We start from the raw sequence: 25538 nt of genomic DNA on the forward strand, positions 1-25538 counted from the left end.
CTCGCTGCCGTGCTACTCGTCCAACTCAACTGCCACGAGAGACGCTTCCGTCTTGCGTAGCGTAATCAGGTTGGAACCAACTCGAACTTCGAGAGGATCACTGAAAGGAGCATTGCGGAGATAGACAATAGATCGTCCCGGCTGAATCCCAAGCTCGTATAGTCGGCGGACCAATTTGGTGTCGTCGGAGAACCCCACTACCCGACCTTTTTGACCGGGAACCATCATATTCAGATACGTCATCTTCTCCTACCTCAATCCCGTATGGTGTCGGCTCTACCGTCCAACGTAACTGCCGTTCGATCTGGAGTCTGCTCAATCGATTGGCGCTCCTCGTTAAGGACGCGGCACTCATCACAGAAACCGTGAATCTCTATTTTGAAAGACTCGGGCCAGAAGTTCTCAGTTCCGGCCGCATGTGCCAAAAGACCTACGATCTGGTCTACATTGAACTCCGTCAATTTTTTACATCCGATACAAAACAGGTGACCGTGCGGCACTTCCGTCACCCGATCATACCGGGTGATCCCATCCCCAAGGATGACTTCCTGGGCGAGGCCAATCTTGCAGATCAGTTTGAGATTGCGCCAGACAGTGCTGTATCCGATTGATGGATCCTGTTTGCGAACCACATCATAAAGCTGGTCTACCGAAACATGCTCTTTGATTTCAAAGAAAGCACGAAAGATCAACTCCCTCTGCGGAGTCATCTTGAAACCTCTCATTTTCAGTAGTTCGCGCATCTTTCTCCAAACCTCAATCGGTTAAATGAAAACGATTTTCATTTTCAAGTATCGTCAATTCCCCAGAAAAGTCAAGACCTTTCTGTAAAAAACACAAAGGATTTTATTTATGTGTAAGCTTATGGCTACACATAAGATAGCCGCCCCGACAAGGGGGCGATTATGAAATTTTCCTAAGGATGGAGATGTCTGCAAGCTGATTGTGCGACTGTCGAATTTACTTCACGAGGACCATTTTCCTGGTCACGGCCTCGTCGCCACGGATCAGACGATAGAAATAGATACCCGAACCAACTCTGTGACCAGTACGATCATTACCATCCCACTCGACTTGATATTGGCCGGGGGTCTGAACCTTGTCCACCAACGTGGTTACTTCACGGCCCAAAATATTGAAGACGCTGAGCTTCGTGTGGTTCGGTCGCTCACCGATACTGCCTGTGGCTCGAAGTGTATATGATATGGTAGTGCTTGGATTGAACGGATTGGGGAAGTTCTGATCCAATTCGAAGCTAGTCGGCAAAGATGAGAACGGCTGGCCATCGTAGACCTCACTGGCAATACCACCGAAGAACTGTAGCGACCGCTCTAGCAGGCTATCAACCGGATATCTCCCACCACCATCATCATTGTCTATGTACTCGAGTGGAAATGCCAGTAGGATAGTTTGGAAACTACCCTTGAAAGTAACTCCAAAATTCTTATTGGTATCCCACTTTGATTGAAGGACATTCACCCCACCCCCGACAGAATTGAGATCACACTGCGAAGGCAATTGCGGAACACCATTACGAAATCTAACAATGATATTATCAAATGCCGTACCACTCACGCCGTCAAGGAAAGGATCAAAGGAATTGCCTACTTTCTCCGCATGGAAGTAACTTGCCAGGAAGGCCGGGTTGTGTGTCTCGATATTATCTATCCCGGAAAGGGTAGAGAGGCACAAGCTGTTACCATTATCCAGAAACGTTCCCATCGCGGCTACGTCGTCTGTGCTCAGAACATTGTCATCCACATCGCCTGTAATCCAGAAAACAATAGGATACTGCAATAGATCACCGGCAGTTGGAGAGCCACTCGCCGCTTTCTCATAAGTATGGGCAGGAACACGCAAAGCAAGAAAAGCATCTTCGATATTGGTCTCATAACTTTCACCGCGATCGTCATCAACGATCAACACCTGCGCCGAACCGACCTGTGCCTCAAAACCAAAGGTGGCCGAGAATTCCGACGACCCGGGTGTCGATTCCAGAGAATCGGTAGTGATCGTTACATAGAACGAATCAATCTTAGAGATAAGATCGGCCGCAAGACTAAACTCAATCGGTATGAGATTGCTCCTCTCCTGAGCGAAAAGATCGGTGTTAAAATTGACCGATTGGGTTATAAACTGGACATGCGGATTATCGGTCGCGAGGGTGGCCCGGACATTGTATGAGTACCGCATACGATTGATAACGGTGCAGAAGAACTGGATTGTTTCCCCTGCTTCCAAAATATCGTCGCCGTCGCCCCCCTGGGTATCATCCAGAACCAGAGGAGACAGACCGTACAATTCCACCCATGGACGGGAGTATCCTTCGTCGCCGTCAATATCGGCGTACATCATGGAATCAGAATCGCTGATCTCCCACAGACCCAATTCTGTAACTATGTCGAAATTGGTTCGGCTATTGGGTAATGAAAAATTGTGCCATTCGCGGTTGTGTGTTGCTCCGGGGAATGGGTCACCAGCATCTCCATAATTGAATTCTGTGTAAGCCAGACCATTATCCCCGTCGGCTTGTTCAAGACTAACATAGTAGCGTGACGGCGTTGTATTCTGAGGTGGGGCATCCAGATCAACGTGATAAATGAGCAGACCGGCACCCGGAAGACTAATATCAAATCCCATTTTCTGTCGGTTTTCTATCAACCAGTATTCACCGGGATCATATTGTACCTTATATACTACCGGGTTGTACTCGACAGCCGGAAACGCAACCGAGTCGAGATTGGCCGTCACATCAATCGGTTCCACAAAACCCACAAAAGCCTTACAGTAGGCATCCATGTGCGCCGGTTTTTTAGAAGCACCCAGATAATTGCCGCGGGCCATCAATGACCAGTTGCCTAGACCATCAGAACCCACTTCTCCCCCATCAACATCATAAAGATCCGGTAAGCCCAGAAAATGACCATATTCGTGACACACAACGCCAATTGGCGATATTGAATTCGGACCAGTCTCTTCGGGGTTCATAGTGTAATTCGTAATCAACACACCATCATAGAAACAATCAGTTCGGAGAGTTGACTTGTGTGACCAGATACCATAGACGCCTTCCTCGGCGCCACGTCCGGCATGAATGATAATTACGCCGTCGCAAAAACCATCACCTTTAAAGTCATAGTCGGAAAAATCAGCCCCGGAATCGTGAGCCATATCTACGGCGTGCACTGCCAGATCACGTGCCCGCGCCTCGCCATCAATGCCATCTTCGCCATTCTCATACCAGGCATAAGTCTCAGGCATTGTGTACCATCCAAAGATATCTCCCTGGACATAGAATTTGCCGTATGAGTTTTCCATATAGAAATCCGTCATTGAACCGGTGGGATTATCATAGGCACAAGTATCACAGTTTGAGTCTGAAAATAATATGGAATCAAACTGGTATGGTTCCGCTGCAACTCCCAGCGTGTAGGGCCAATCAGTGAAATCAACGAGAATACAAATGACTTTGACGGTGTCGATAGTCTCAACCCCGGTGGCTAATCTGTCGCGACTGTCCTTCTTGTCGAACACCGAATGTTCGACTGGAGAACAGCCACCCTTCTCCTTGAACGATTTCCATCGGTTGAGTTTCTCCTCAAGGATCCCTTCGCTCTTCCATTTCTCGATAGCCTCTTTGGTTGGTGCCACAGACCAGGCCGAAGCTACCATTAGAAGCATAGAAGTCAGAATCACTAAGCCAACTATCGCATATCTCGCTATCATAATCCCAGTTCCTTCAAGAGGTTTGTAACGTGTTGATCACTATCAATATTGACGTTTCCGGTTACAAAAATGTCAGAATATCTCATTTCAACAACAACATCTTTCTCGTTTCGGTGTGCGACGGAGTGGTCAACCGGTAGAAATATACGCCGGTAGCGACCGACTCGTTCCGTTCGTCAGTGGCGTCCCATTCAAACCGATGCCACCCAGCCTCAATAGGACCATTATAGATTGTTTTCACATGACGTCCCAGCAAATTGTAGACTTCGAGGCTGATCCTGCCAGAGGTGCTCAAGTCAAAGGCAATATTGGTGGTTGGGTTGAACGGATTGGGATAGTTCTGATGCAGCACGAAATCACTGGGCAGAACATCATCCTGCGGATCGGTAATGCTGGTGCTGACACCATATAGTTCGCGCGCCACGTTAGCATTAGCCAAAAGACCCTCATGAGTGTTGGAGCCGACCAAAGCCAGCGCAATTTCTATCGAGTCGTAGGCCGGAACGCTCAGTATGCCCGACCCGGTCACAAACAACCAGTCGCCTGAAGTGCTTTCATCAACCCCAGTGTACGCGGGAGATGCAATAAGTTGGCTGAGTTCGGAATCAGTGAAACCGGTCTTGCCAGCTCCATTATCGAGAGCTCTGAATGAAACCAGATTGCTCAGTCCTACCAGACCAACTCTCGGGCCACTTGCTGCATACTGGTGCAGAAGTTCAGTTTCGAGATCCCAGGCAACCTGATCACTTCCGGATGTAAGATCGTAATCAACCAACAACCCAAAGCTCAGTCCGTGAACATCGTCACTGGTGTTGTTGACAAGATAGTATCTAAAAATCAGGAGGCCGTTGTCATCAATATTTGGATAGCTGATTGTTTCCTGACGAACCACTATCGGATCGGCCTTGTCTTCGTCGGCGTAAACAGCCACACGGTGAACACCGTCCAAAGAACCGGTGTATTCTTCTGAGAGCTTCGCTACCGGGGTGAACTCGGAAGGTGCGTACTGTCCCAGACTGTCTCGGACTGAGCTGGACATTGAAGTATTTTCATAGGCGATCATGATACCCGCTTCGTAAAGCAGATTATCACTGCCTTGAACTCGAAATCCGTCACCTTCAACATCGTAGATCGAACCGGGGGCGAGTCCATATTGAGCGAAATCAGATATTGTCATCTCCATCTGAACCGTTGCATGCGTAGCAAAAGTACCACCAGGTAGACTCGGTAACGGTAGATAATCAATCAGGACCGAGGCATCAACCAGACCATGCCCATAGGCATTATCTTCGCCGGCCGGTCCAAGATCAATGGCGGACGCTATCAGGGCATTTTTGATCTCCGTGACAGTGGCATCCGGATTGTGCTGGCGCATGAGGGCGACAAGGCCGGCAATGAACGGAGCCGCCATAGAAGTACCACTCAACACCTTGTACTCTCCATCCTTGCTCGAGGAACGGACCGATACGCCGGGAGCGACTACCTCGGGCTTGATTTCGTTTTCATCACACGAAGACGGACCCCGGCTGGAGAAACCAGCGATCTGGGAATTATTATCAACCGCCCCGACCGCAAATGAAGTCAGCGGAGAAAGAGCCATGTCGGCCGGATTGCGCAGTGAAGCAGGCTCGGGACCTTCGTTACCGGCCGCAAAGATGGTTACAATTCCAGCTGCCTCGACATTGCTGATTACTGTGGCAAAGGTCAGATCACAGGGGACGAAAAGTCCTTTCGGGATTCCCCAACTGTTAAGAATAACATCGGGGACGTCGTCGGTAGTCGTTGAGTCACCATCCGGATCAAGTGCCCACTGGAAAGCTTCAATGATGTCGGAAAGTGTCGTCGCCAGATCCCGTCCCTGGTCGATGACACCGGCACTAATCCACTCAGCATCAGGAGCCACTCCGAACGAATCCGCATCAACAGAACCGACCATAATACCCATCGTGTGGGTGCCGTGACCGATTTTGTCGGTAGGATTGGTATCTGGACTCACTTTGGAAAACCAGGTAGCAGAAAGTTCGGCATGGTTGCCGCGCCATTTGGGAGCCAGGGCGGGATGAACCTGATCAACTCCGGTATCAAAAGAACAGACCAACCGACCCGTTCCAGTCAATCCGCGCGCCCATAACGAGGGAACATTGAGAAGCTCAAGGTGGCTGGCCACTGATGAGGTCGAGAATTCCGGAGAATTCTTCACTTCAATCGGCTCATCGAAACTGAGCGCGGCATCCTCGACTACCAGTTCCAGACCGGTCATAAGAGCCAATGACTCCAGGCGAGAGAGTGGGAGTCTTGCCGACAAAGCCGGAACGATCCAGTATTCCGTCACCGAACGTTGAGAGTGGGTCTGGAGGAAACGTCGCACCAAGTCAGCATGAGGTGACTGATAAGCACGCAGTGTCGATGTAACCTTCTTGATGAGTTCATGACGGGTGAGACCAGCTCTTTCTGACTGAATGATTTCCTCGGTAAGGTAACTTCCATCCAGAAACACCACTACGTCGATCAGGCTGTCAGGAGAACCCTTAGCATCAAAAACCAACTGATTGAGCCCGGGAGATAGAGTCAGAGCCTTTGCCCCGGCTGTCGGGGTCAGGCATGCTACAATCAAGAGAACCGTAATCAACGCTATAGTATGGTGCAAATACTGCTTCATCAAATCACCTCCTGCTATGTCCAACAGCTCTTTGAGCAAAGGACGTGCCGTAGAGAATAGGACTTACCGTGCTCGGAAGCTGTGCATAGTATTGCAGGAGATCATCTCCTTCCTACCTTAAGTTATATAATAACAAGCAGATAGGCAACCCCCCATCCAACCCTTCAGGGGACACTCTATTTACACTCTCTGGGTACCGTTTGCAATGGTGATCTAGAATGCACATTTTGGTATAATTCGTAGCTTTTTTTTTGATCGTTAGGTATGAGACTGCCTATATTATGATAATGGTTGCAATGAACTCATGGTTGAGAGTGAACAAGCCGCTTGTTGTAGTGCTGACTCTGGCGGTTCTGACCAGGCTCATATATCTGTGGATTTATCAGGGTCTCCCCGAGTGGGAGCAACTAACGGTCGACAATAATTATCACCACCATTGGGCGCAATCCCTTGCGTCGGGAAACATCATAGGCGACACAACATACTTCCGGGCACCGTTTTATTCTTTCTGCCTGGGGCTGCTCTATGCCGTATTCGGACCATCACTCTGGGTTGCACGGCTGCTGGGAATCGCAATCGGAGTGGCTTCGGTATTTCTAACCTATCTTCTGGGCCGACGTATTGGCAACCAGAAGATCGGCGTTATTGCAGCTGTGATCCACGCTATCTATCCCATGGCTCTCTACTTTGAATCGGAGCTACTGCTCGACCCGCTATTCACCCTGCTGCTACAAATTTCCCTCTATAGATTGTTGGTCTGGATCGACCACAGGACACTTGCAGGAGCTTTGGGAGTGGGGTTAATGCTTGGACTGGCGGCTATCACACGTCCCACAGCGCTTGTACTGGTCGTTCCAATGATAGTCACGGTTATCGTATTCCACCGGAATATACCGAAATGGACCGCCCAGCTCGCCCTCTTCGGTGTCGGTCTGGGTTTGGTGATCTTGCCTGTATCTGCGCGTAATCTCATGTTGGCGACCGATCCCGTGCTGATCTCTTCTCAGGGAGGAATCAATTTCTACATCGGTAATAACCCCGAAGCAAACGGTTTATCAGCTACACTTCCCGAACCAATGGGACACAACTGGCGGATAGAACAGATCGAGTTTGAAGCCGAACAAGCACTCGGGCGAGACCTCAAGCCAGGAGAGGTTTCCTCCTATTGGGCTACTCAGGGGTGGCGCTGGATCGCTAATAACCCGTCTACCTTTTTAAAGCTCTACTTTGAGAAATTGTATCGGAACTTCGCTTCTCGGGAAATTTCCAACAACCGGGATATCGAGGTTTTCTCTAATCATCACCCACTACTGAGCTACAATCCACTCTGTTTCGCGCTGCTCCTTCCCCTGGCACTACTGGGTCTGATAGGCCGATGGCATATGACATCGGTTCGCGTGGTCTTGTGGCTCATACTGGTTTATGTAGCAACCGGGGCGTTATTTTTCTTTACAAGCCGATTTCGATTACCGCTCCTGCCAATCTATTTTGTGCTGACCGCTATTGGTCTGTCGGATGTATATCAAAATTCGCGTTCATCATTACGCACACTTCTGAGGCCGGGTATACTTGTGATCGTAATCAGTCTTCTGTCATACTTGCCACTGGTACCGTTACCCGTAGGATCCACACCGCACACTACTATAGCGGCCGGTCTGTATGAGTATACTCAAGGGAATTATCTGGCTGCTCTGAGGCTGCACCAGGCAGCGAGGCGCATTGATAGCACCTTCCCCGAAGTAAATCTCAATGTAGGCGTCGCTTTCCTGCGACTGGGTAAGGTTGACTCTGCCCGTCACTACTTCGAGCACGAATTGCAGTTCCATCCCAACCGACCAAAAGCCTATACCAATCTCGGGTCCCTGCTTCTACTCGAAGGAAATCTAAAAGAAGCAATCGCTGCAGTCTCCGAGTCGGTCAAGCGACAACCGTATGATGTCACCGGGCAGAGTGTGCTTCTGCGCTGTATCTTCGCTGACAGTGTGGTTGGTGATGCGGCTGTTATTGAAGCGGTTTACACCTCGGCAAAAGCCACCGATGATGACATCTATCTTCTGAATGAGGCAGCCATCTTGTTGACCGAACGCGGTTTGACTGATGCTGCCAGATCGGTCTTGAATAGAGCCTTGAATGCTACTCCTCCTCCTATTGAAACAGACGATGAGGCCTTTGCCATTGTCTTCAGAAATAGTCCTGAGAACATCGCCAGACAGCGTGCGAGGGTTCATTATCAACTTGGTTACCTGGACGGTAAAGCTGGAAAATTTGGTCAATCGATCTATCATAGTCAGAGCGCTATAACGCTGGACAGTAATCTATCCGATGCGTACATAAACCTGATCAGTGCCTACCTATCAACTGGACAGACAGCGGTGGCTGACTCGCTGCTGACTATAGCCCGACAGAGATTTCCGGACAATCCGCAACTCAGACGATTTCAGTAAGGCTCTTCAAACTAATTGTACTCATAGAAAAAGGGACCGAGAAAACTCGGTCCCTTGAAAAATCAACTGAAATTTGGTTGTCACATCCTCTATCGCCTATGATCCAAGAGACTGCCACCTGTCTTCTCGATGAAGGCTTCGTTATTACGTTCCCAATAGCGACGTCGCATCTCTGACACCGACAGACTTTGTCCAGCATCGTTGTAGCGAATCTCTGACACTGGAGCCGCAATTGAGGGATCATAAAGGTAGTCCAACACATTATTAACCAGGGCTTGAACGGGCGAGACTTCACGAATTCCGTCACCATCGGTGTCGGTGGTAGTAGTATCTATGCACAAGGGTGTGAAGTCAAAATGCACTGTTCTGAAGAGTCCCGTCTTGAATCGATGTCCAACCGGGGTACCCTCCATCACCCAGTCAAATCCATACTGCGGATCTATACCCAACGGATGATCTGCACCATAGATAGACTTATAAAGATACATCACCTCAGAACCCCATGCTGCTTCACTCCAATTAACCTCGGGGATACATGGTAACTCAGGCAAGAATGGGACAAGGTTAGCATCCCAGTACGTGCGGTTCTCAACAAGTTCGGGAAGAATCTTAACCTCCGGCCACTGATCGGGTTTAAGAGAGTAGGCCCCTATGAAATCCTCAGCTCTGTACTTAGGGACGCAGGGTCCGATATAGGCGGCCTTACAGAACCAGCCTGAAAACTGGGTACGAGCAACTCCGAAGTAGAAACGATAGTTCGAGGACATGTTCCCGTAGCTCTCAGATATATCGAGAAGGGGACCAGCGGTTCCTCCTTCTACCGGTGCCCTCATCGTAGACCATACATTGACACCAGCATCGATTGCTTTCCACAGCGGATCCTCAAACTTCGATAACCGCAAGTCGGAGGGATAGATATGCTCATTGTAAATGATCAATACCTTATAACTAAGTAAAGTCTTAAGGTCCAGCCCCAACTTCATGTTATTCTGACTCTTGACAAAGTAATAGTCCGAATATTCGAAGGGTAGGTCCACATTCCAAGTCCTGATCAGGTCAGCCCAAAACGGTAAAATATGGAAATCATTCGGATAATTAAACAATGTAGTATCCGGTCTTTGATTATTCGGCGTCAGTTTATATTTCGTAAGCGTAATTCCGCTTGAGTAGGTGAAGTCAAGTACCGCTACATCTCGTTCGAACTTGGGATTAATGACCTTGAATTGTTCAAAAGCAGGTACTATATCCGGCACAAAAGCATCATCACGTGCACGAGCCCAGAAGATGAAATTCAACTCAATGGTCTCGCCACTAGGATAATCCTTAAACACATTGTATATGGTGTCAGTTGTGTTTAGAATCCAGGTGTCAATTCCATTGAAAGAGCTATCGACAACCAGATTGTACTCTGAGTTAATAAAGCCAGGATTGTCCACATCAAACAAGACGTCCATTTCACCTAGAACAGTACTCGGCATGCCGGACACGACAACCACAGAGTCACAATGCTCCACCAATCCCGTGTCAGTATAAAGCGAATCACACCGTATAATTGTATCGCCCACGTCGTAAATAAATCCGTCGTTGGTAACAAACACGTCTTTTACGAAATTGTTGTGGATATTAAGGGTATCGGCATTAGTGAACGGTCCATACAGTCGCCACTCAAACTCAAACGGAGGTGGATCGGTAGGGTAGTCGATTTCATCTGATGCTCGCCAACCAAGACCTATTCCGGTGACTATTCCGCCCGCTTCCTCAGCATTAACAAAAGGCACTTTGGTCCTATCAAGTTCGATGACCGTCTGCGGAGGGTTATCGTTGCGCTTGAACACACGCCAAACTATTTCCGAACCAAGACCTTCAGTATCAAAGGCCTGCAGGAAAACATATTGTTGCACAAAATTCAGTACCGGATTAGAAGTATCCGCTCTGAGCGGCAAAGAGTTCGCCGTTTGTGGATTTGCTGCAGTCGGATCGACATAGATGTAAGTCCAGTCTGAAACGGAGTCACAGATAGATATTATTTCCGACTCCGATGTGTCACAAGGTGTGCCGGAGACTGTGATCGTATCGCACAAGATAGTATCACAAGTGACAAATACCTCATCACTGAGAGTCAGGACGTAATCCTCCGGCGCCATATCACCAATGGAGCTACGGGTAATTATATGGTAGCGATAATAGGCTACTAGTCCGTCATTGTCACTGCCAAACCAATACACGATTGGATTTGCACTAAAGTCCTGGCCATCGGGAGGAATATTCACAAAGTGAACGTCGGGCCTCTGGTTGTCATACACATCACCTTCAAGAGTATCCGAACACCCGGCAAGGAAAAGCACCGAAGCGAGCAAAAAGCTCACTGTTACCACTCCGAAGGTTGTTATTGCCATAATATTTTTCGTATTGCCAAACATATTCAATTCCAAGTTCTCCCGTTAGAATGCCATGGTCATAGTGAAACGGTGAACCTCAGTGAGGATACCGAAGTCCTGGAAAGCATAGTCAAAACGTAATTCATGCTCTTCGCCAAACGGCAATCGGACACCGCCCCCAGCCGTAAGACCATCGGCATCATAGTTGAACCGACTGCCTGCCCGGAGTGAGAAGAGGTCTTTGTATACGAACTCCAAACCGCTGTTATATTTCTCAAGGTTATCCGAGGGATGTGCTCCTTCAGCAGCAAATGTCAGCAGGTAATCATCCTGCTCAAGAACATTAATAGCCCCGCCGAATCTGAAGTTAATCGGTAGCGGGAAAGCATTCTTAATGAACTTCATATCGGGACCGAAATTGGTAATTACCATAGCAATCTTGAAGCCACGATAACCTGTATCGTAGATCGTACCGACATCTGCACTCCATCCACTGGCGGAATAGTCATGGACAAACTGACCAATAAACTTGACTGTCAGACCGATAGAAAAACGGTCGGTCAAGTATCGTCCGTAGCTGGCCGAAATAGCCATATCATTCCATGAGAAGATCCTACCGGTAGGGGCACGAAAATGATCGGTTTCATCCATATCCCCAGAGCCGAGGGCATACATACCAATCCCAAGAACGCCTCCTATAGATTCCAGAGGCAACCCGATCGCCCCATATCCATAGGCAATATCGGCCGGCATCTTGATGTATGTAAAAGCGGCCTCCCGGCCGTAGAGAGATGTCAGTCCAGCGGGATTATAATAGACCGCAGAAATGTCATCCGCCACTGCTGCAAACGCCTCGGCCATACCCATAGCCCGCGCTGACACACCCAATTCCAGGAACTGCGCGCCAGTCGTGCCAACTTTGGCTTGTGACCAGACACTTGTCGGAACCATTATTACAAGGAACACCAACAACACTGTCCCGACCGCAATGCCACTACGACAAACTGTTCTCATTAATTTGTTACACCTCAAATGCATATGGTCCTCATCTATTTCTCTAAGACTCAATACTTTCTTCAAAGTTAATCAAATGTACCTCTACAGGTGTAGTTCGATCCCCATCTGGATCTGACGACCGTAGTCCCAGTTGGACGGATTAAGGTCGGAATCGGTTCCACCCTTGACAATCCCGCTTGGGTTCTGCCGCGTATCGGGACGACCGGTACTACTATAGACATCCACAACGTTATGCACGTCAAAGATATTCTCGACCTGAATGATATAGCCCATGTCAAGTCCCACGAGGTTGAACTCCTTGGTAAACTTCATATCGAACAGCACTACCGATGGTTTGCGTAGTGAATTCCTCTGTATATTTTCACCGGCAACGCTGGTAACATTCGGGTAGATAGGATCAGGAGTGAAGGGACGTCCAGATTCAATGAATGTAGAAACCATGAGACTCCAACCATTAGGAATCGACAGACCGAAGAGACGTGGCTTAACATTATTTGGGATAAATATCTGGACGTTTGACTTCAGCGAGTGACGAACATCGTGATCCAGAGCACTCTCTGATAGTGGCTCACGCAACATTGCCACCTCATCACGCCATTCCCGTGAGGTTTCTGATGCCTTGCCAAATGCAAAGGCATAAGTATAGCTCAACTGACCTCCGACGTATCCACCACCACGTTTGTCAATCGTCAATTCGAATCCGCGACTACGACCATAATCGACATTGCGATACTGGTTTCGATTAAGATTGTCCTTAGTCACCATGGCACTGTTGACTTTGTCAAACTCATCCTTGAAATAACCAGAAACATCAATAGTATAAAACTCCGACATGGCGTACTTGACACCAAAGGAATACTGCACTGTCTTCTTGTAGTCGAGATTGTAGTTACCGATAACCTTGTCAGCATCAACCGCAGTAGTATTTCTCGCATACATTCTGATCAAGTCAGGCAGCTGATAAAAATGGCCATAGTTGAAGTGAACCTTGGCCTTGTCAGAGATCGGATAAGAGAATCCGATACGAGGTGAAAACTTCTGCCGATCACCCAGAATAACACCTGATCCCAAGTCATCATTTTGGGCAACCTCGACAAGATTGTGCTTATCTTGAATAAAGAAATCCCATCTTAAGCCCAACGATGCGATCATGGAACCGTATTCAAGTTTGTCTCTAAGATATGCCGTACCACCCCATGGTTGGTAATTGAACATGTCTCGGAACGCTCCACGATCCGGATAGGGACCGCCATCTGATCTGCCGGTGTAGAGAATATAAGGTTTTTCTATCTCCTGATACAGGAGATCACGATGTTCGATTGCAACCCCACCCTTGAGTTCATGAGGGCCAAACTGACGAAACACCTTCACCTCTCCGCGAATGGTCTTGGTGTTATGATAGTGCCACAGCGCGGACTCATTATAGCTGAGCGGACTGAGAAAACCACCAGCGTCTCGCTGACCATTGCCATTAATATCGGTGAACTCCTCACCTACTTCGAAAAAGGTGCTGGGTGGATCATAGAGGCCGTTGCCATTCCGATCAATGTACTGGGTTGAGGTATCCCAGGGGTCATTCGGGCCGTCGTAACGACCATTATGATTTTTATCATCATTGAGGGAGTCGATGGCGGACCGTCTAAATCCGTCAATACCAGGATCGTAGACCCGGTTACCGTTGAGGTCATGGAATGGTTCACCGACGATCGAGTCGCCATCAATATAGGGTTCAGGAATCTGTACGTTGATATGATTGATTCGACCATCGTCGAGGATACCGTTACCGTTCTTGTCGTTGAGGTAATCACCATAATCCCAGACACCGTTGCCATTCAAATCAATAAAAGGCTCTCCTTCAAGGAAATCAATATAGCCGTTGTCGTTGAATCTGAATGAGGATAGCTCGGGAAAGGTCCCACCCTGAATATTCTGCTCAAAGTTGAACTCACCAAAAGTATACCTGGGACCGGTAAATCCGTCACCATAAATCAAGGTGTCGGGATAGAGATTCACTAGCGGTTCAGGGGGATCATAAACGCCGTTACCATTTCGATCTGTATATGTCTCCCACTCATGATTAAGCTTGAAATCATCGGGATTCCTACCTGTACCCGGGTCAGTTGGATCGCCCGGCTTGAGAGACACGCCGTTCTCGGAATACGAGAAAACAGCCTCGTAGGTCATATCTTTAGTCAGAGCCTGGGATATTTCGAGAGACAAAGAACTCCAATCTCTCTCATAGACAGGAGCCGTCGAAGAAGTGTATCGATGGCCCCAAAGGAAGTAAGTATCTTTGATCTGTCTATTCGAATATGATAGAATAAGCTTGAGGTTTTGCCTGGGACGGAACTTGAGATTGGCCATCCAGTAATACCTGTTCTCCAATCGATCAGGAATTTTCACGCCAAAGAGGTTGAAAAAGCCAGTAGGGCGTTGGGTCAATGGAGTATCGTAGTCTGAGTACTGGAAGATTCCATCACTCTTGTCAATCTCGGCATAGACATAGTAGGTAAGTTCCTTGCCTTCGAGAAACTTCAACCCGAGCGCTGGCAAAATCTTGTTCTTCAAAAAAGGATCAGGACCGGATAGAGAAAATCTCATATAGTCATTGTTGCGGGAGTACTTGTTAAAGTCCGAGTTCCCGAAATCATCAGTTCGGAACTGAACATTGAACCTGGTGTTGTCCTTCGAACCGGTCTGAGAAGTGACCTTGACAATTCCAGACAACGCGTCGCCATACTCAGGGTCAAATCCGTCCTTGATAACCTGTAATTCCTGAATCGATCCCGAAACCAGCGACAACTGGGCTCCGGCCTGCCCCAATCCACCGAGTGGGTCTCTCAACGGAACACCGTCAACGATGTAGGCTACTTCGCCGGCTCTGCCACCACGAATAAAAACCTCTCCCTGGCTGTTGGTAATGATACCAGGGACCTGAGTAAGTAACTCGTCTACCGTAGTTACCGGAGCCCTATCGATTGACTCCTTGGAGATGGTCTGCGCGGTGTGAGTCTCGTAGATCTGCAATTGGTCCTGTTTACCCCTGACGGTAATCACCTTGTCCAACTCAGTGGTGCTCTCTTCCATCTCCGCATTGATCTCGGTCGTAATATCTGCCTTGACGACAACGTGAGTCACTTCGACTGTGTTATAGTTGACTGACGATATTCTCAGCACATATTCTTCTCCCGGCTCAAGCTGGGTAATAACGAACTTGCCGTCTAAATCAGTCATAGCTCCACGATCACTACCGACTATCATAACCGAAACACCTATCATGGGCTCACCGGTCTTCTGATCGCTAACTATCCCCATGATTTTTCCGGTAGCTGCACCAAAAACGTCACCGGCTCCCAACAGTGTAATTACTGCCAAGATGCTCAGAACTGAGAGAAGTCGCCTACGACTTCCAAGCATAGTTGTCCTCCTACGCGATATCAAGAAATCATTCTTTACTTATGTCATACGGAAGATCATAATCAAGTCCATCACCACCAGCATACCACTCGGTAAAATCTGCACCATTAGGTAGGTTAAGAGGTTACAATCATCGTTACTTGAACAATCTTCCTCATATTCTTCTTCATCATGACGTGGGCAAAACACCTTGTAGCACCAACGCCACAATTACTTAAGGCTGAAAATTAGCCATTCTCGCCGAGCAAAGTCAAGCTCTTTTTTCCTTACCACGACGAGCATCTGTCACTGGAGTATAGACTGTGCGTGTGACACTATTGTTTAACGATATTGCGGCGTGAAAGAGCATTTTTTCTCACGTATTCAGTCGCTCTTGAAATCGCATCCTTCTGCCCCGTCGTTAATTCGACCAGATCGATGCGCACTCCGAGAGCAGTACCAACAGTGCCAACAAACGAAGATACAAGACTTGAGAACCGTTTAGCGGATAGCCGGGGGAACTGGTCGATCTGTTTCACCTTTGCTTCCAGGGCCGGGTGCCGGGCGATACCTGCCAATTTAATTGCGCCGTGCTGCAACATCGCCGGTCCCAACCGTCGTTGCGCCGATGCGACAATTTTCCGGTCACCTGTCACCAACTCGTAGCGTGCCCGGGAGTCAAAGCAAGGCGCTGTATGGAAATAGTCGGGTCGAACGCTCCTTGCCGATGACTGCCGCACGTACTCAGACTCAATATCCTGATGTCCCAAAAACGATGACAAGGCCTCGGCAATTTGTCGAACAGCGCGGTCGACCGACCTTCCACTTTCTTCTCCCTCAAGAATCACAGCCCTTGCAGCGATGGCGTATGTCAGTTCCGACGGTTCATGGTAAAGTGCCCGACCACCGGTTATCCGTCGAATTAGAGGCGTTTCTCCCAGACGGGATCGATCCACTGCTTTCTCCAACCTTTGGTTGAGACCGAACGTTATCGTCCCCCGTTCCCACGTATATAAACGTATCGCTACCAGATCAGGTTCAGATAGGACTCGACTCAACAGCCACTCGTCAAACGCCATAGCTTCGTACGGATCCTGACCATAGTCTGTATAACACACAGCAGACAGCATAGCGCCAAGGTAGGTAGCAAACCGTCATTTGACAACCAACCAATGGGTTAATGGACTGATCAGAGCGAAACTGGTAATTAGTCTTGTAGGGCAGGAGCCCTGTGCTCCTGCCGGTTAAGTTTTGTAGGTTACGGTTGCTTGCCAACCTGACACAGGCATCGCCTGTTTTCCGGGTGCCATGCTCAAACTCGTTTGGGCATGCAGGCATCGCCTATTTCTGGTAGTCTTGTAGGTCGACACTGTCTTCAGTTTCGACAATCATCCCAATCCCTACGGACACGCCACCGGTGCGCCGGGTGCCATGCTCAAACTCGTTTGGGCATGATTTCCTGTAGAAACCCCTTAGCGGTTCCGCCATCTCGAAGTATCAGGACCGCAATGGGTCCTGACCTACAAATGCATGTCCTGCCGGACATGCCCCCCCAAAGGAATTGTCATGCCGGACTTGATCCGGCATCCAGTCCTCTCGAAATCCCTACGGACACGCCACCGGTGCGGGTCCTCCCGTGAACAGGTACGAAACGAGATAAGTCAGGTCAGCAATATTGATCTCGCCATTGCCGTCAATGTCACTTTCCTCTACGCACGGTGGCTCCGATCCTCCGGTGAACAGATAGGCCACAAGGTAAGTCAGATCAGCAATATTGATTTCATCGGGCAATTCGTAGTCGACATTGCCTCGCGTTGGGGGAACACAGCAGCCGACGACTGTCAGGATTGCCGAATCATTGTTATTGGAGTCATCTGATTCTATCTTGATGTTATCCTCATCAACAATGACTGTAAACGTGTACGTTCCGGTATCAAGCGGAGTGAACTGAACATTGATAATGGTCGAATCAAGAGCGTTTACGTTTATAGTGTCCTGTACAATGAGTTCCGCACCATTGTAGATATTCACAGGAATTGTGTTCAAGTCAAAATCAGCGGAGTTGTGAATAGTGGCGGTGAAATCAACGGGAGTCCCAACAATTGCAGTGCCACCTGCAAAGGCCGCATCAGCCGTCAAATCAGCATACCAATCTAAATCAGTCCAATTCCTCACGCCCAGCCGGGACCGGATGGGCCGTCATAGCGGAATATCGCCTGCACGCTGTCAAAACTGATGCCCAAAGCCCTGCCGAACAGGTCAATAATGTGTGTGTCTGTATAGTAGGGTCCAAGAGTTGCTGATTTGGTGAGAGTCTCGTGGTTCGTCGCCATTATGCCGTAGAATACTGACCAGTCCAGAGCAAACGTATCCCTTAGCATAGAAAACATCCAAGTAGTTATACTATATCCTCTACTGTGTTGGATTTCTGCTTCTAAAGGTTGCCCAAGATGATCAACACAATAGGGTATGTGAGTACAATTGTCATGATAATCATTGGCAACATAATCATCCCAATTGAAAAAATTATTCCCAGAATAAATTTTTATATCTGCAGTTTCTTGATTTAATTCTTCATCTACCAACAAATTATATTGATAATATTGAGAAAATCCCTCTGTAATCCAGCTTCTATCAAGAACCGAAGGTGGATTTATAGAATGTAATGTTTCATGTATTGCTCCTGAAGTGTAAAACCAATAATCTCTATCATCTTCCCAATAAATTTCTACTCCTTCAACATAATGTGGTTTTTTACAACTTTCATTAAAAAAAGGTTCATCGAGATAAATATAACTTACACTAGGGAAAGTGAATCCTGCCCAACAAAAAACTTCAGAAGATTTTATAATGTATATCTCTAATTTAGTACCTCCATTAAATTGTTCAGAACTCCACCCAGTTACTGCCTCAAGTTGTTCAAATTTACTATGAAAAGTATCACTAAAGAAATTAGTAATATTGGTTATAGCACTTGGAGAAAAAGAATCATCTATATGTAAATCGAATCTGTTAAATATCGTATCAACCCAAGACCTATCGTCACGGGTCATAGAGCGTTTGATCTCTTCTCTGAATTCAATCTTACTTTGTTCATTCAGGCACTCCGGGTAATCGATAATGAATGGATGTTCCTTGCCGTCAATTGTATATGTCAGCCTGTCATAATCAACGAGCATCTCGTGGTCATCGCTTGCTACTGTAACGCACAATGTCAGACTGAGGACTGCAATAACGAGTTTCATACAGGCTCCCTGCTATGCATAGTTGCTTGGGAACAATAATAGTCAATTATGTCCATTGGTCAAGGGGGGAACAGAGATCATGTAGGTCAAGCCGCCTGTCGGCTTGACACGGAGAAGCCTTTGTAGGTCAGGAGCACGGGGTCCTGTTACGAGACTGGATGCCGTATCAAGTACGGCATGACAGATGGTTAGGGCAGACGACAGGTATCACCTGTTTAGGGCGTCTGCGCCCACGGAACGAAGTTGTCGAAACTGAGGACAGTATCGACCTACTAGCAGGCGCACAGGGCTCCTGACCTACCAAAAACAGGCAATGCCTACCAACAACAGGCAATGCCTACCAACAACAGGCAATGCCTGCCAACAACAGGCAATGCCTGCCGTATCAAGTACGGCATGACAGATGGTTAGGGCAGACGACAGGTATCACCTGTTTAGGATGTCTACCGCCCACGGAATAATTGTCGAAACTGAGGACAGTATCGACCTACAAAAACTGGATGCCGGATCAAGTCCGGCAAGACATATAGTTGGGGCAGACGGGGGCGTCTGCCGCCCACGGAAGCGTGGCTAATGCAGACGACTGAGGTGCTTGGGATCGATGCCGTACTGTTTGATCTTCAGACGCAGGGTAGACTCAGGGATATTGAGCATGGCGGCAGCGTGTTTCTTGACACCGCGTTTCTCCCGTAGCGCTCTGATGATGAACCGGCGTTCGTATTCCGACAAATAATCGTACAAAGAATAGGAGGAGGAAAACTCGACTTCGTCCAAAGAAATTTCAGATGTTCCTGACTGGGTACCGACTGATCCGGTCGCCGACCGTAATTGGGGTGACACTACCTCAGGTGTAATGACATCATTGTCACCGACGAGCAGAATCAGTTTCTTTATCTCGTTATCGAGTTCGCGTATGTTGCCGGGCCAATCATGCGCCACCAGGAACTTCATCACAGAAGGATCTATTTGTTTGTTGCTCCCTTCGAGGAAATGAGCCACCAACAAAGGTATATCACCCTTACGCTCACGTAATGGAGACAGTCGAAAACTCAGAGCCGAAAGACGGTAGTACAAATCCTGTCGGAAAAGCCCGGCGTCCATCTGGGTCTTCAGATCCTTATTGGTTGCCGAGACGATTCGCACGTCAACGCTACGCGGCTTGGTATCTCCCAAACGGACAATCTCTTTCGATTCGAGAACGCGCAGGATTTTTGCTTGAACACTGAGCGGCATGTCGGCGATCTCATCAAGGAAGAAAGTACCGCCGTCAGCTTCCTCAAACAGTCCGGACTTATCACGATCAGCGCCCGTAAACGCCCCCCGTACAAAACCGAACAACTCTGATTCCAGCAGGGTCTCGGGCAGCGCGGCGCAGTTGACCGAAACAAACCGTTTCTCCCGCCGAATTGAGTTATAGTGGATAGCCCTGGCTAGCAAGTCCTTACCAGTCCCGGTTTCACCCTCAATGGTAATAGAAATATTGGAGTTGAGGACCTGTCGCACCTGGGATAGCATCTCCAGCATCTGTTCGTTCTGGGTAATGATATTGGGAAATGCGGCCTGCTCTCGAAGCTGGTCCTTGAGCCGCCGGTTATCCTCAAGCAGTTTGTTCTTGAGTATCTCGGCCCATTTGAAGGCGATCAAGTCAGAAAAACCAACGGCAAAATTCAGTGTCTTCTGATCAAATGGCCTGAGAGTCCCATCATTAGTCAGCCGATCCACATATAGATAACTCACTATGCCGTCGGTCATCCGAAACGGCACGACTATCATGCTCGCCACTACATCGGGTATGTCAGCCAGTAGATCATTAATAAAGGGATCACGTCGGCAATCAAGGTTCAAGGTTGGCTTGTTGCGACTGATTTCCTCGTCGAGCAAACTTTTGAAGTTCTGACAGAACTTGTTCACTTGATGCTTAGATAGTGACAATGTAGCAATGACCGGATCACTCTCGTAATCGGGAGTATAAATGACAGCTCGGTCGGCCCCGGTCTTCCTGAGCAAGACAGAAAGAATCTCGGCCAATTGGCTGGTCTTAAGATCGGACAATTCATCGGGGCTGATCAGGTTGCCGAAAATCTTGAACTCATTTTCCTGTGAGATTGACAGAGCCACAGCCTGATCGGATAACGATTGCAGGAATATGTTGACCGATCTCACCCGTGCCTTTTCGCCCAGTGCCGCGAATCTCTTTTCGGCCCGGCTCAATTTCTTGAAACCAGTGGATAAATCACCCCGTTGACAGGCAAACATACCAGCCTTGAAATTGGTCTCAGCTACCCAATATTCAGAACCAAGTTTTCGGAAAAGCCGATGGGCTTCGTCGAATGTACTCCTGATCTTGCGATCGTCATCAGAATTAGCTTCAATCATCAAAGAAGCCGACCACAACAATGTGCGAGCCAGTTCAAATGGGTCGTCAACGCTCCGAATGTCTTCGACAGCGTTCTTTATATTCTCCAGTGCCTCATCGTATTCTGATCGAGTAGCATACACTCTTGCGATTACCCGACGAGCCAGGCCTACTTCTGTCAACTCGCCCAGAGTTGTGGCCAGGTCAAGTGCCTTTTGGCCATATTTCATGGCATCGTCAAGATTATCCAGGGCCAGTTCAACATCGGCCAGACGCCGGGCAGCCTGGGAAACCAGGGCAGAATCCGGAGCCAGCAACAATCCGGACTGATAGGCGTTGATAGCGAGGGCTTTGGACTGAAAGACATCCCCTTTTTCCAGAGCCAGCTCGGCTGAGTACTTGAGGGCAATTACTTTCTCACGCTTACGATCTTGACGATCAATAAGCTCCATAGCCGTATCAAAATTCCGACGCGATTCTTTGAACTGACGTCGTTTGAGAGCCAGGAAGCCTAATGATAAGAGGTTGATCGCCTGCGCAGTTTCAAAACCGAGTTCCGTATTAGCTTTCAGGGCAGAGTTAAGCTCCGCTTCGGCCTGCGCCCACTGGCCCACATGCACGCGCATTGTTCCCATGTTGCCAGTCAGCTGCGCTATCTTCCGTGGGTTGTCGTCAAGCATCCCGGCCGCATCCTCAAGGAACTTGATGGCCGCATGGTAGTCGCAGCGGATGTAACTCACATATGCAAGTTGGTTAAAAGAATCCACTTGCCCCACAACATCACTCGCCCGACGGAAAGAAGCCAAAGCATCGCGAGCACGCATATCCGCATTCTTAATATCGCCAAGTCCAAGATATGATTTCGCCAGAATGAGCTGTACCCGTCCGAAGCGACGATTGGATGGAAAACCAGCCAGCACCCGGGCACTGCGAAGGCCGAATTCTATGCTGTTTTTATAATTACCTTCGTGAAAACCTGCGTCGGCGGCTAATGAAAGGTACAGCCCGACATCGTATGCCTGGGTTTCAAAATCCGATTCAGATAATTCGGACAACTCACGCAAAGCCACAGTGTACTTACGCTGCCGGAACTGTTCTTCAATCGCAAGTAGCCGATTGTCGAAGGCGATTCTTGGTGAGGAAAGCTTCATTAAGAAACCTGTTCTTTCCTAACTCGTTCGTTACGTAGCGTTGCTAGTCGGAGCTGTTGCCCCAATTACCTTCTAATCACATACCTATCCCAAACAAGTCTCACCCTTGTGCGTTAACCAGACCTGAATGACTGATAGTATTGATTATCACTCGAACAATGATTTTGATCAGCATCTGATTCCAATCAAGCTTGTCATCATTGTCCTCCTGGAGCAGCACATTGTCTCCGTCCGTATCAGAGGTGTCTGAGCTAACACCGTCGGTATCGCCGGCTTCATCAACGTCAAACGGTCCTTCAGCAAACACCGGAACGGAGATAAAGCAGGCGAAGATCATCAACAACGCCATTGTCGCCGCGATCAATCGTGAATCTTTCATGGTGCCCTCCTCCTTCTTATCAAGAGGTCTTGTCTTCAGGCAAAGATAATCGCCATCAGACAACTTACTTATCCAAATTATATATGTGTGCGAGGAGACGCTCCGACGCACATTTTGCCACATGTATACTATATAGAGACCATCCCTTTGTCAAGCAATAAATTAGACGGCGCAATTATTGCGCCGGGAACTGAAATAGCCAAATAGCGGATATTCTTAGGCTACTTGCCCAGAATATGGTCGACTTCCATCATCACTCGATCAAGACTAATTCCTGTCATACACTGCATTTGCATGCTATCCTTAAGCGGACACCTGTTTTTCACACAACTGATGCAATCGAGTTCTTCGCGAAAGACAAGCCGCTTGAGTGGAGAGAGGGGGGTTGTTGACCGCGGATCGTCGGCTCCGGAAAGAACCACTATTGGCGCTTCAACTGCTGCCGCCAGATGGGCGGGTCCGGAATCATTGCCAACAAACACAGCGCAACCTGCGAGAATTGCGGCTACCTCTCGCAGGTCAGTCTTGCCAGCCAGATTCACCACTTCCTTAGTGGAAGTAGCTTCGGCAATGGCATTACCTTCCTCGTGATCGACAGTCGATCCGATAAGGACAACCTTCAACTCATACTGAGTAATCAGTCGCTTGATCAGTTCGACGTAGTTATCACGACCCCATCGCCTCGATTCGGCCACAGCTCGAAAAGCGATAGCAGCGAAAGGAACATCCTCTGCAAGACCAAAGCGTTGTAATAGGATTGCCGCCTGCTCCATGTCCTTATCATTGAGCAAGAGTTTCGGTGGTGTATAGTCAATATTCGCCCCGGCTCCGCGACGCAGCAAATCAAAATACAGTTCACTGCGATGCGTGGCGTGAATAGGCTCCACCAATGGCAAGGGTTTGGTCAGCAGAAGGCGTCGGCCGTCAGCTATATAGCCAATCCGCTCTTTTACGCGGCCCAGCTTGAATCCGGCGGCAGCACCAAACGATGGAGGCAGGATAAGCCCCAGGTCAAACTCCAGGGGGCCGATCAGGTCTCGGATTTTATAGACCGATATCAACCCATGAACATGCTCGGGGGGAAGCTCTATAATACCGTCAATGGCAGGGTTTGGCCGAAACAGATCGGCCAGATGCTGCGGTGTCAGCAGGGTAACGGTTGCTCCCGGATAGACTTCAGCAGTCTCGTTGATCATTGGCAGAGCCATAATACAATCACCGAGATGATTGGGAGTACGAATGATAATATTCTGAGCCATTAAGAACTGAATTTACCTTCCAGACGGAAGGTGTCAATAAGATAGTTCTTCAATTCTTCATAATAGCTATTTTCTGCCTGAAGATACTCGGCACTGTCTTCGAGATACTTGATCCTTGATATCTGGCCGTCCTCGAACCGACTGAGGGCGATATTCAGGCGGTTTCTGGCCAAATTGATCTGCTGTTGCAAGACCTGGAGTTTACGCAATGAGACGCCAATGCCGTTGATTAAATTCTCGATTTCCGAATGTGAGGCTTTCTGTGCACTCTCATACTCGATTCGGGCCTTCTCAGCCGCCAACTCGGCCGCTTTGACGGAGGCTCCTGATACACCTCCATCCCAAATGGGATAATTGAACTGAAGATTTATACCCCAATCATTCAAGTTAAGGTCATCCGTCCCCTGCAGGCTTGTCTCAACGCGGCCTTTTTCCTTGCCAAAATTGGCTGATAGCGTCCCGGTAAGTCCTCTGGAAGAAGCCTCGTAGCGAGCTGCTCTGTCCGCTTTGCGGAACTCGTGATGTGCCTTTAAAACCGGGATGGCCGCCTGGGTGTTGGCCAGAAGACGACCTGCGGTTGCGCTATCAATCATCGCCGCCACATCAGGCGCGCTTACTTCGATATCTGTTATCGATTCAAGATCAAGCAAGATAGCGAGTTCTCGTCGCTGGGCGGCCAAATTACTTTCAACGTCAAACTGCTCTAACTCGGCGTCCAGCCGGGCCGAAACAGACTCCAGCCAGGCTTCCTCGGAGAGGACTTCTTCAGCAAACTTAATAGAGTCAATACCGGTTTGAAGACGGGCGGATTCCAATCGGTCGGCAGCCATCTGCTGATGAAGAGTCAATTGCAACACACCAAAGTATGCTTCAGCCACCTCCTGTTTCACAGTTGCGATATCCTCTTGGTGAGTCAAACGTGCGATTTCGAGATCATCCTTTTTGTTGCTCAGTTCGTACTTCGGTTCCGAGGGCTTCAGGATCGGTTGGTCCAGCGTCAGATCGAATGATCCGAGGTTGCGATCTTCATCAACGGTGACTAACAAGTCGTTTATCCGGTCCAGCTGCGGGTATACCCAGTCATTGCGGCGAAGATAGGCTCTAAAGGTCAGTTTGCCGCCCGTGATAAGGTTCTGATCAAAATTAATATATGATTCCCAGTCTATCGTCGTTCGCTGACCGGTCGTTTTGGTGTCAGTACCCGGTAGATATGAGTATGTCTCGTTAACTTCGTAGCCGGGGATAGAGCCCCGAATGGAAATCTCAGGCACCCAGAAACCAACTTTCTTAGCGAAATAGGTGCGCTCTGCTACTTCCCTATCGCCGCGGATTATCTGCCCACGACTGGAATGGTTCACCGCAATATCGATGGCTTCATCGAATGTAAGCTCACGCGCCAACGACAGGGTCGGCATCTGAGCCGCGAATCCAATAATCAAGACAGAGATCAAAATTCTCATTGGGATTATTCCTGGATAATAGCTTATGGTCGCATTCCGTTTCTTAGACAGTATTTTGTGGTTTCAGG

At 48.5% G+C, this 25538-nt stretch carries 15 protein-coding genes; 1 reads left to right on the top strand and 14 read right to left on the bottom strand.

Going from position 1 to position 25538, the window contains the following annotated elements:
• Positions 1-12 precede the first annotated feature (12 nt).
• The 4 genes from KOO62_09610 to KOO62_09625 all read right to left on the bottom strand — a co-directional run bounded on the left by KOO62_09610 (position 13) and on the right by KOO62_09625 (position 6385).
• Complete coding sequence (locus tag KOO62_09610; GenBank protein ID MBU8934249.1) at positions 13-243, bottom strand: ferrous iron transport protein A; 231 nt, start codon at positions 241-243, stop codon at positions 13-15.
• A gap of 11 nt (positions 244-254) precedes the next feature.
• A complete protein-coding gene (locus tag KOO62_09615; GenBank protein MBU8934250.1) occupies positions 255-725 on the bottom strand; it encodes a transcriptional repressor in 471 nt (156 codons plus the stop codon).
• A gap of 235 nt (positions 726-960) precedes the next feature.
• Positions 961-3726, bottom strand: coding sequence for a M6 family metalloprotease domain-containing protein (locus KOO62_09620; GenBank protein MBU8934251.1), 2766 nt, complete (start codon positions 3724-3726; stop codon positions 961-963).
• Positions 3727-3808: 82 nt separating this feature from the next.
• The gene (locus tag KOO62_09625; protein MBU8934252.1) at positions 3809-6385 is read right to left on the bottom strand and encodes a S8 family peptidase; all 2577 of its coding nucleotides are present in this window, start codon (positions 6383-6385) and stop codon (positions 3809-3811) included.
• Between the two features lie 314 nt (positions 6386-6699).
• On the opposite strand from KOO62_09625, the gene KOO62_09630 reads away from it, so the two are divergent.
• Positions 6700-8829: a glycosyltransferase family 39 protein gene (locus tag KOO62_09630; GenBank protein ID MBU8934253.1), complete on the top strand. Its 2130-nt coding sequence runs from the start codon at positions 6700-6702 to the stop codon at positions 8827-8829.
• An 89-nt stretch (positions 8830-8918) separates the two neighbouring features.
• On the opposite strand, the gene KOO62_09635 is transcribed toward KOO62_09630, so the two are convergent.
• The 10 genes from KOO62_09635 to KOO62_09680 all read right to left on the bottom strand — a co-directional run bounded on the left by KOO62_09635 (position 8919) and on the right by KOO62_09680 (position 25470).
• Positions 8919-11225 (bottom strand): hypothetical protein, encoded by a 2307-nt coding sequence (locus KOO62_09635; protein MBU8934254.1) that lies wholly within the window; start codon positions 11223-11225, stop codon positions 8919-8921.
• Between the two features lie 45 nt (positions 11226-11270).
• Positions 11271-12221, bottom strand: a complete 951-nt coding sequence (locus KOO62_09640) for a PorV/PorQ family protein (protein ID MBU8934255.1) — start codon at positions 12219-12221, stop codon at positions 11271-11273.
• 84 nt (positions 12222-12305) lie between these two features.
• Positions 12306-15641 (bottom strand): TonB-dependent receptor, encoded by a 3336-nt coding sequence (locus tag KOO62_09645; GenBank protein ID MBU8934256.1) that lies wholly within the window; start codon positions 15639-15641, stop codon positions 12306-12308.
• A 314-nt stretch (positions 15642-15955) separates the two neighbouring features.
• Positions 15956-16750 (bottom strand): hypothetical protein, encoded by a 795-nt coding sequence (locus tag KOO62_09650; protein MBU8934257.1) that lies wholly within the window; start codon positions 16748-16750, stop codon positions 15956-15958.
• A 475-nt stretch (positions 16751-17225) separates the two neighbouring features.
• Complete coding sequence (locus KOO62_09655) at positions 17226-17795, bottom strand: hypothetical protein (protein MBU8934258.1); 570 nt, start codon at positions 17793-17795, stop codon at positions 17226-17228.
• On the bottom strand, positions 17792-18865 hold the full coding sequence (locus KOO62_09660) for a hypothetical protein (GenBank protein ID MBU8934259.1): 1074 nt from the start codon (positions 18863-18865) through the stop codon (positions 17792-17794). The genes KOO62_09655 and KOO62_09660 overlap by 4 nt, the downstream gene beginning before the upstream one ends.
• A gap of 570 nt (positions 18866-19435) precedes the next feature.
• Positions 19436-22372 (bottom strand): sigma 54-interacting transcriptional regulator, encoded by a 2937-nt coding sequence (locus KOO62_09665; GenBank protein ID MBU8934260.1) that lies wholly within the window; start codon positions 22370-22372, stop codon positions 19436-19438.
• A 100-nt stretch (positions 22373-22472) separates the two neighbouring features.
• A complete protein-coding gene (locus KOO62_09670; protein MBU8934261.1) occupies positions 22473-22751 on the bottom strand; it encodes a hypothetical protein in 279 nt (92 codons plus the stop codon).
• A gap of 221 nt (positions 22752-22972) precedes the next feature.
• Positions 22973-24010 (bottom strand): lipopolysaccharide heptosyltransferase II, encoded by a 1038-nt coding sequence (gene waaF, locus KOO62_09675; protein MBU8934262.1) that lies wholly within the window; start codon positions 24008-24010, stop codon positions 22973-22975.
• The gene (locus KOO62_09680) at positions 24010-25470 is read right to left on the bottom strand and encodes a TolC family protein (protein ID MBU8934263.1); all 1461 of its coding nucleotides are present in this window, start codon (positions 25468-25470) and stop codon (positions 24010-24012) included. The genes waaF and KOO62_09680 overlap by 1 nt, the downstream gene beginning before the upstream one ends.
• Between the last annotated feature and the right edge of the window lie 68 nt (positions 25471-25538).

It is taken from the genome of Candidatus Zixiibacteriota bacterium (genome assembly GCA_019038695.1).
Taxonomy (GTDB): domain Bacteria; phylum Zixibacteria; class MSB-5A5; order GN15; family FEB-12; genus B120-G9.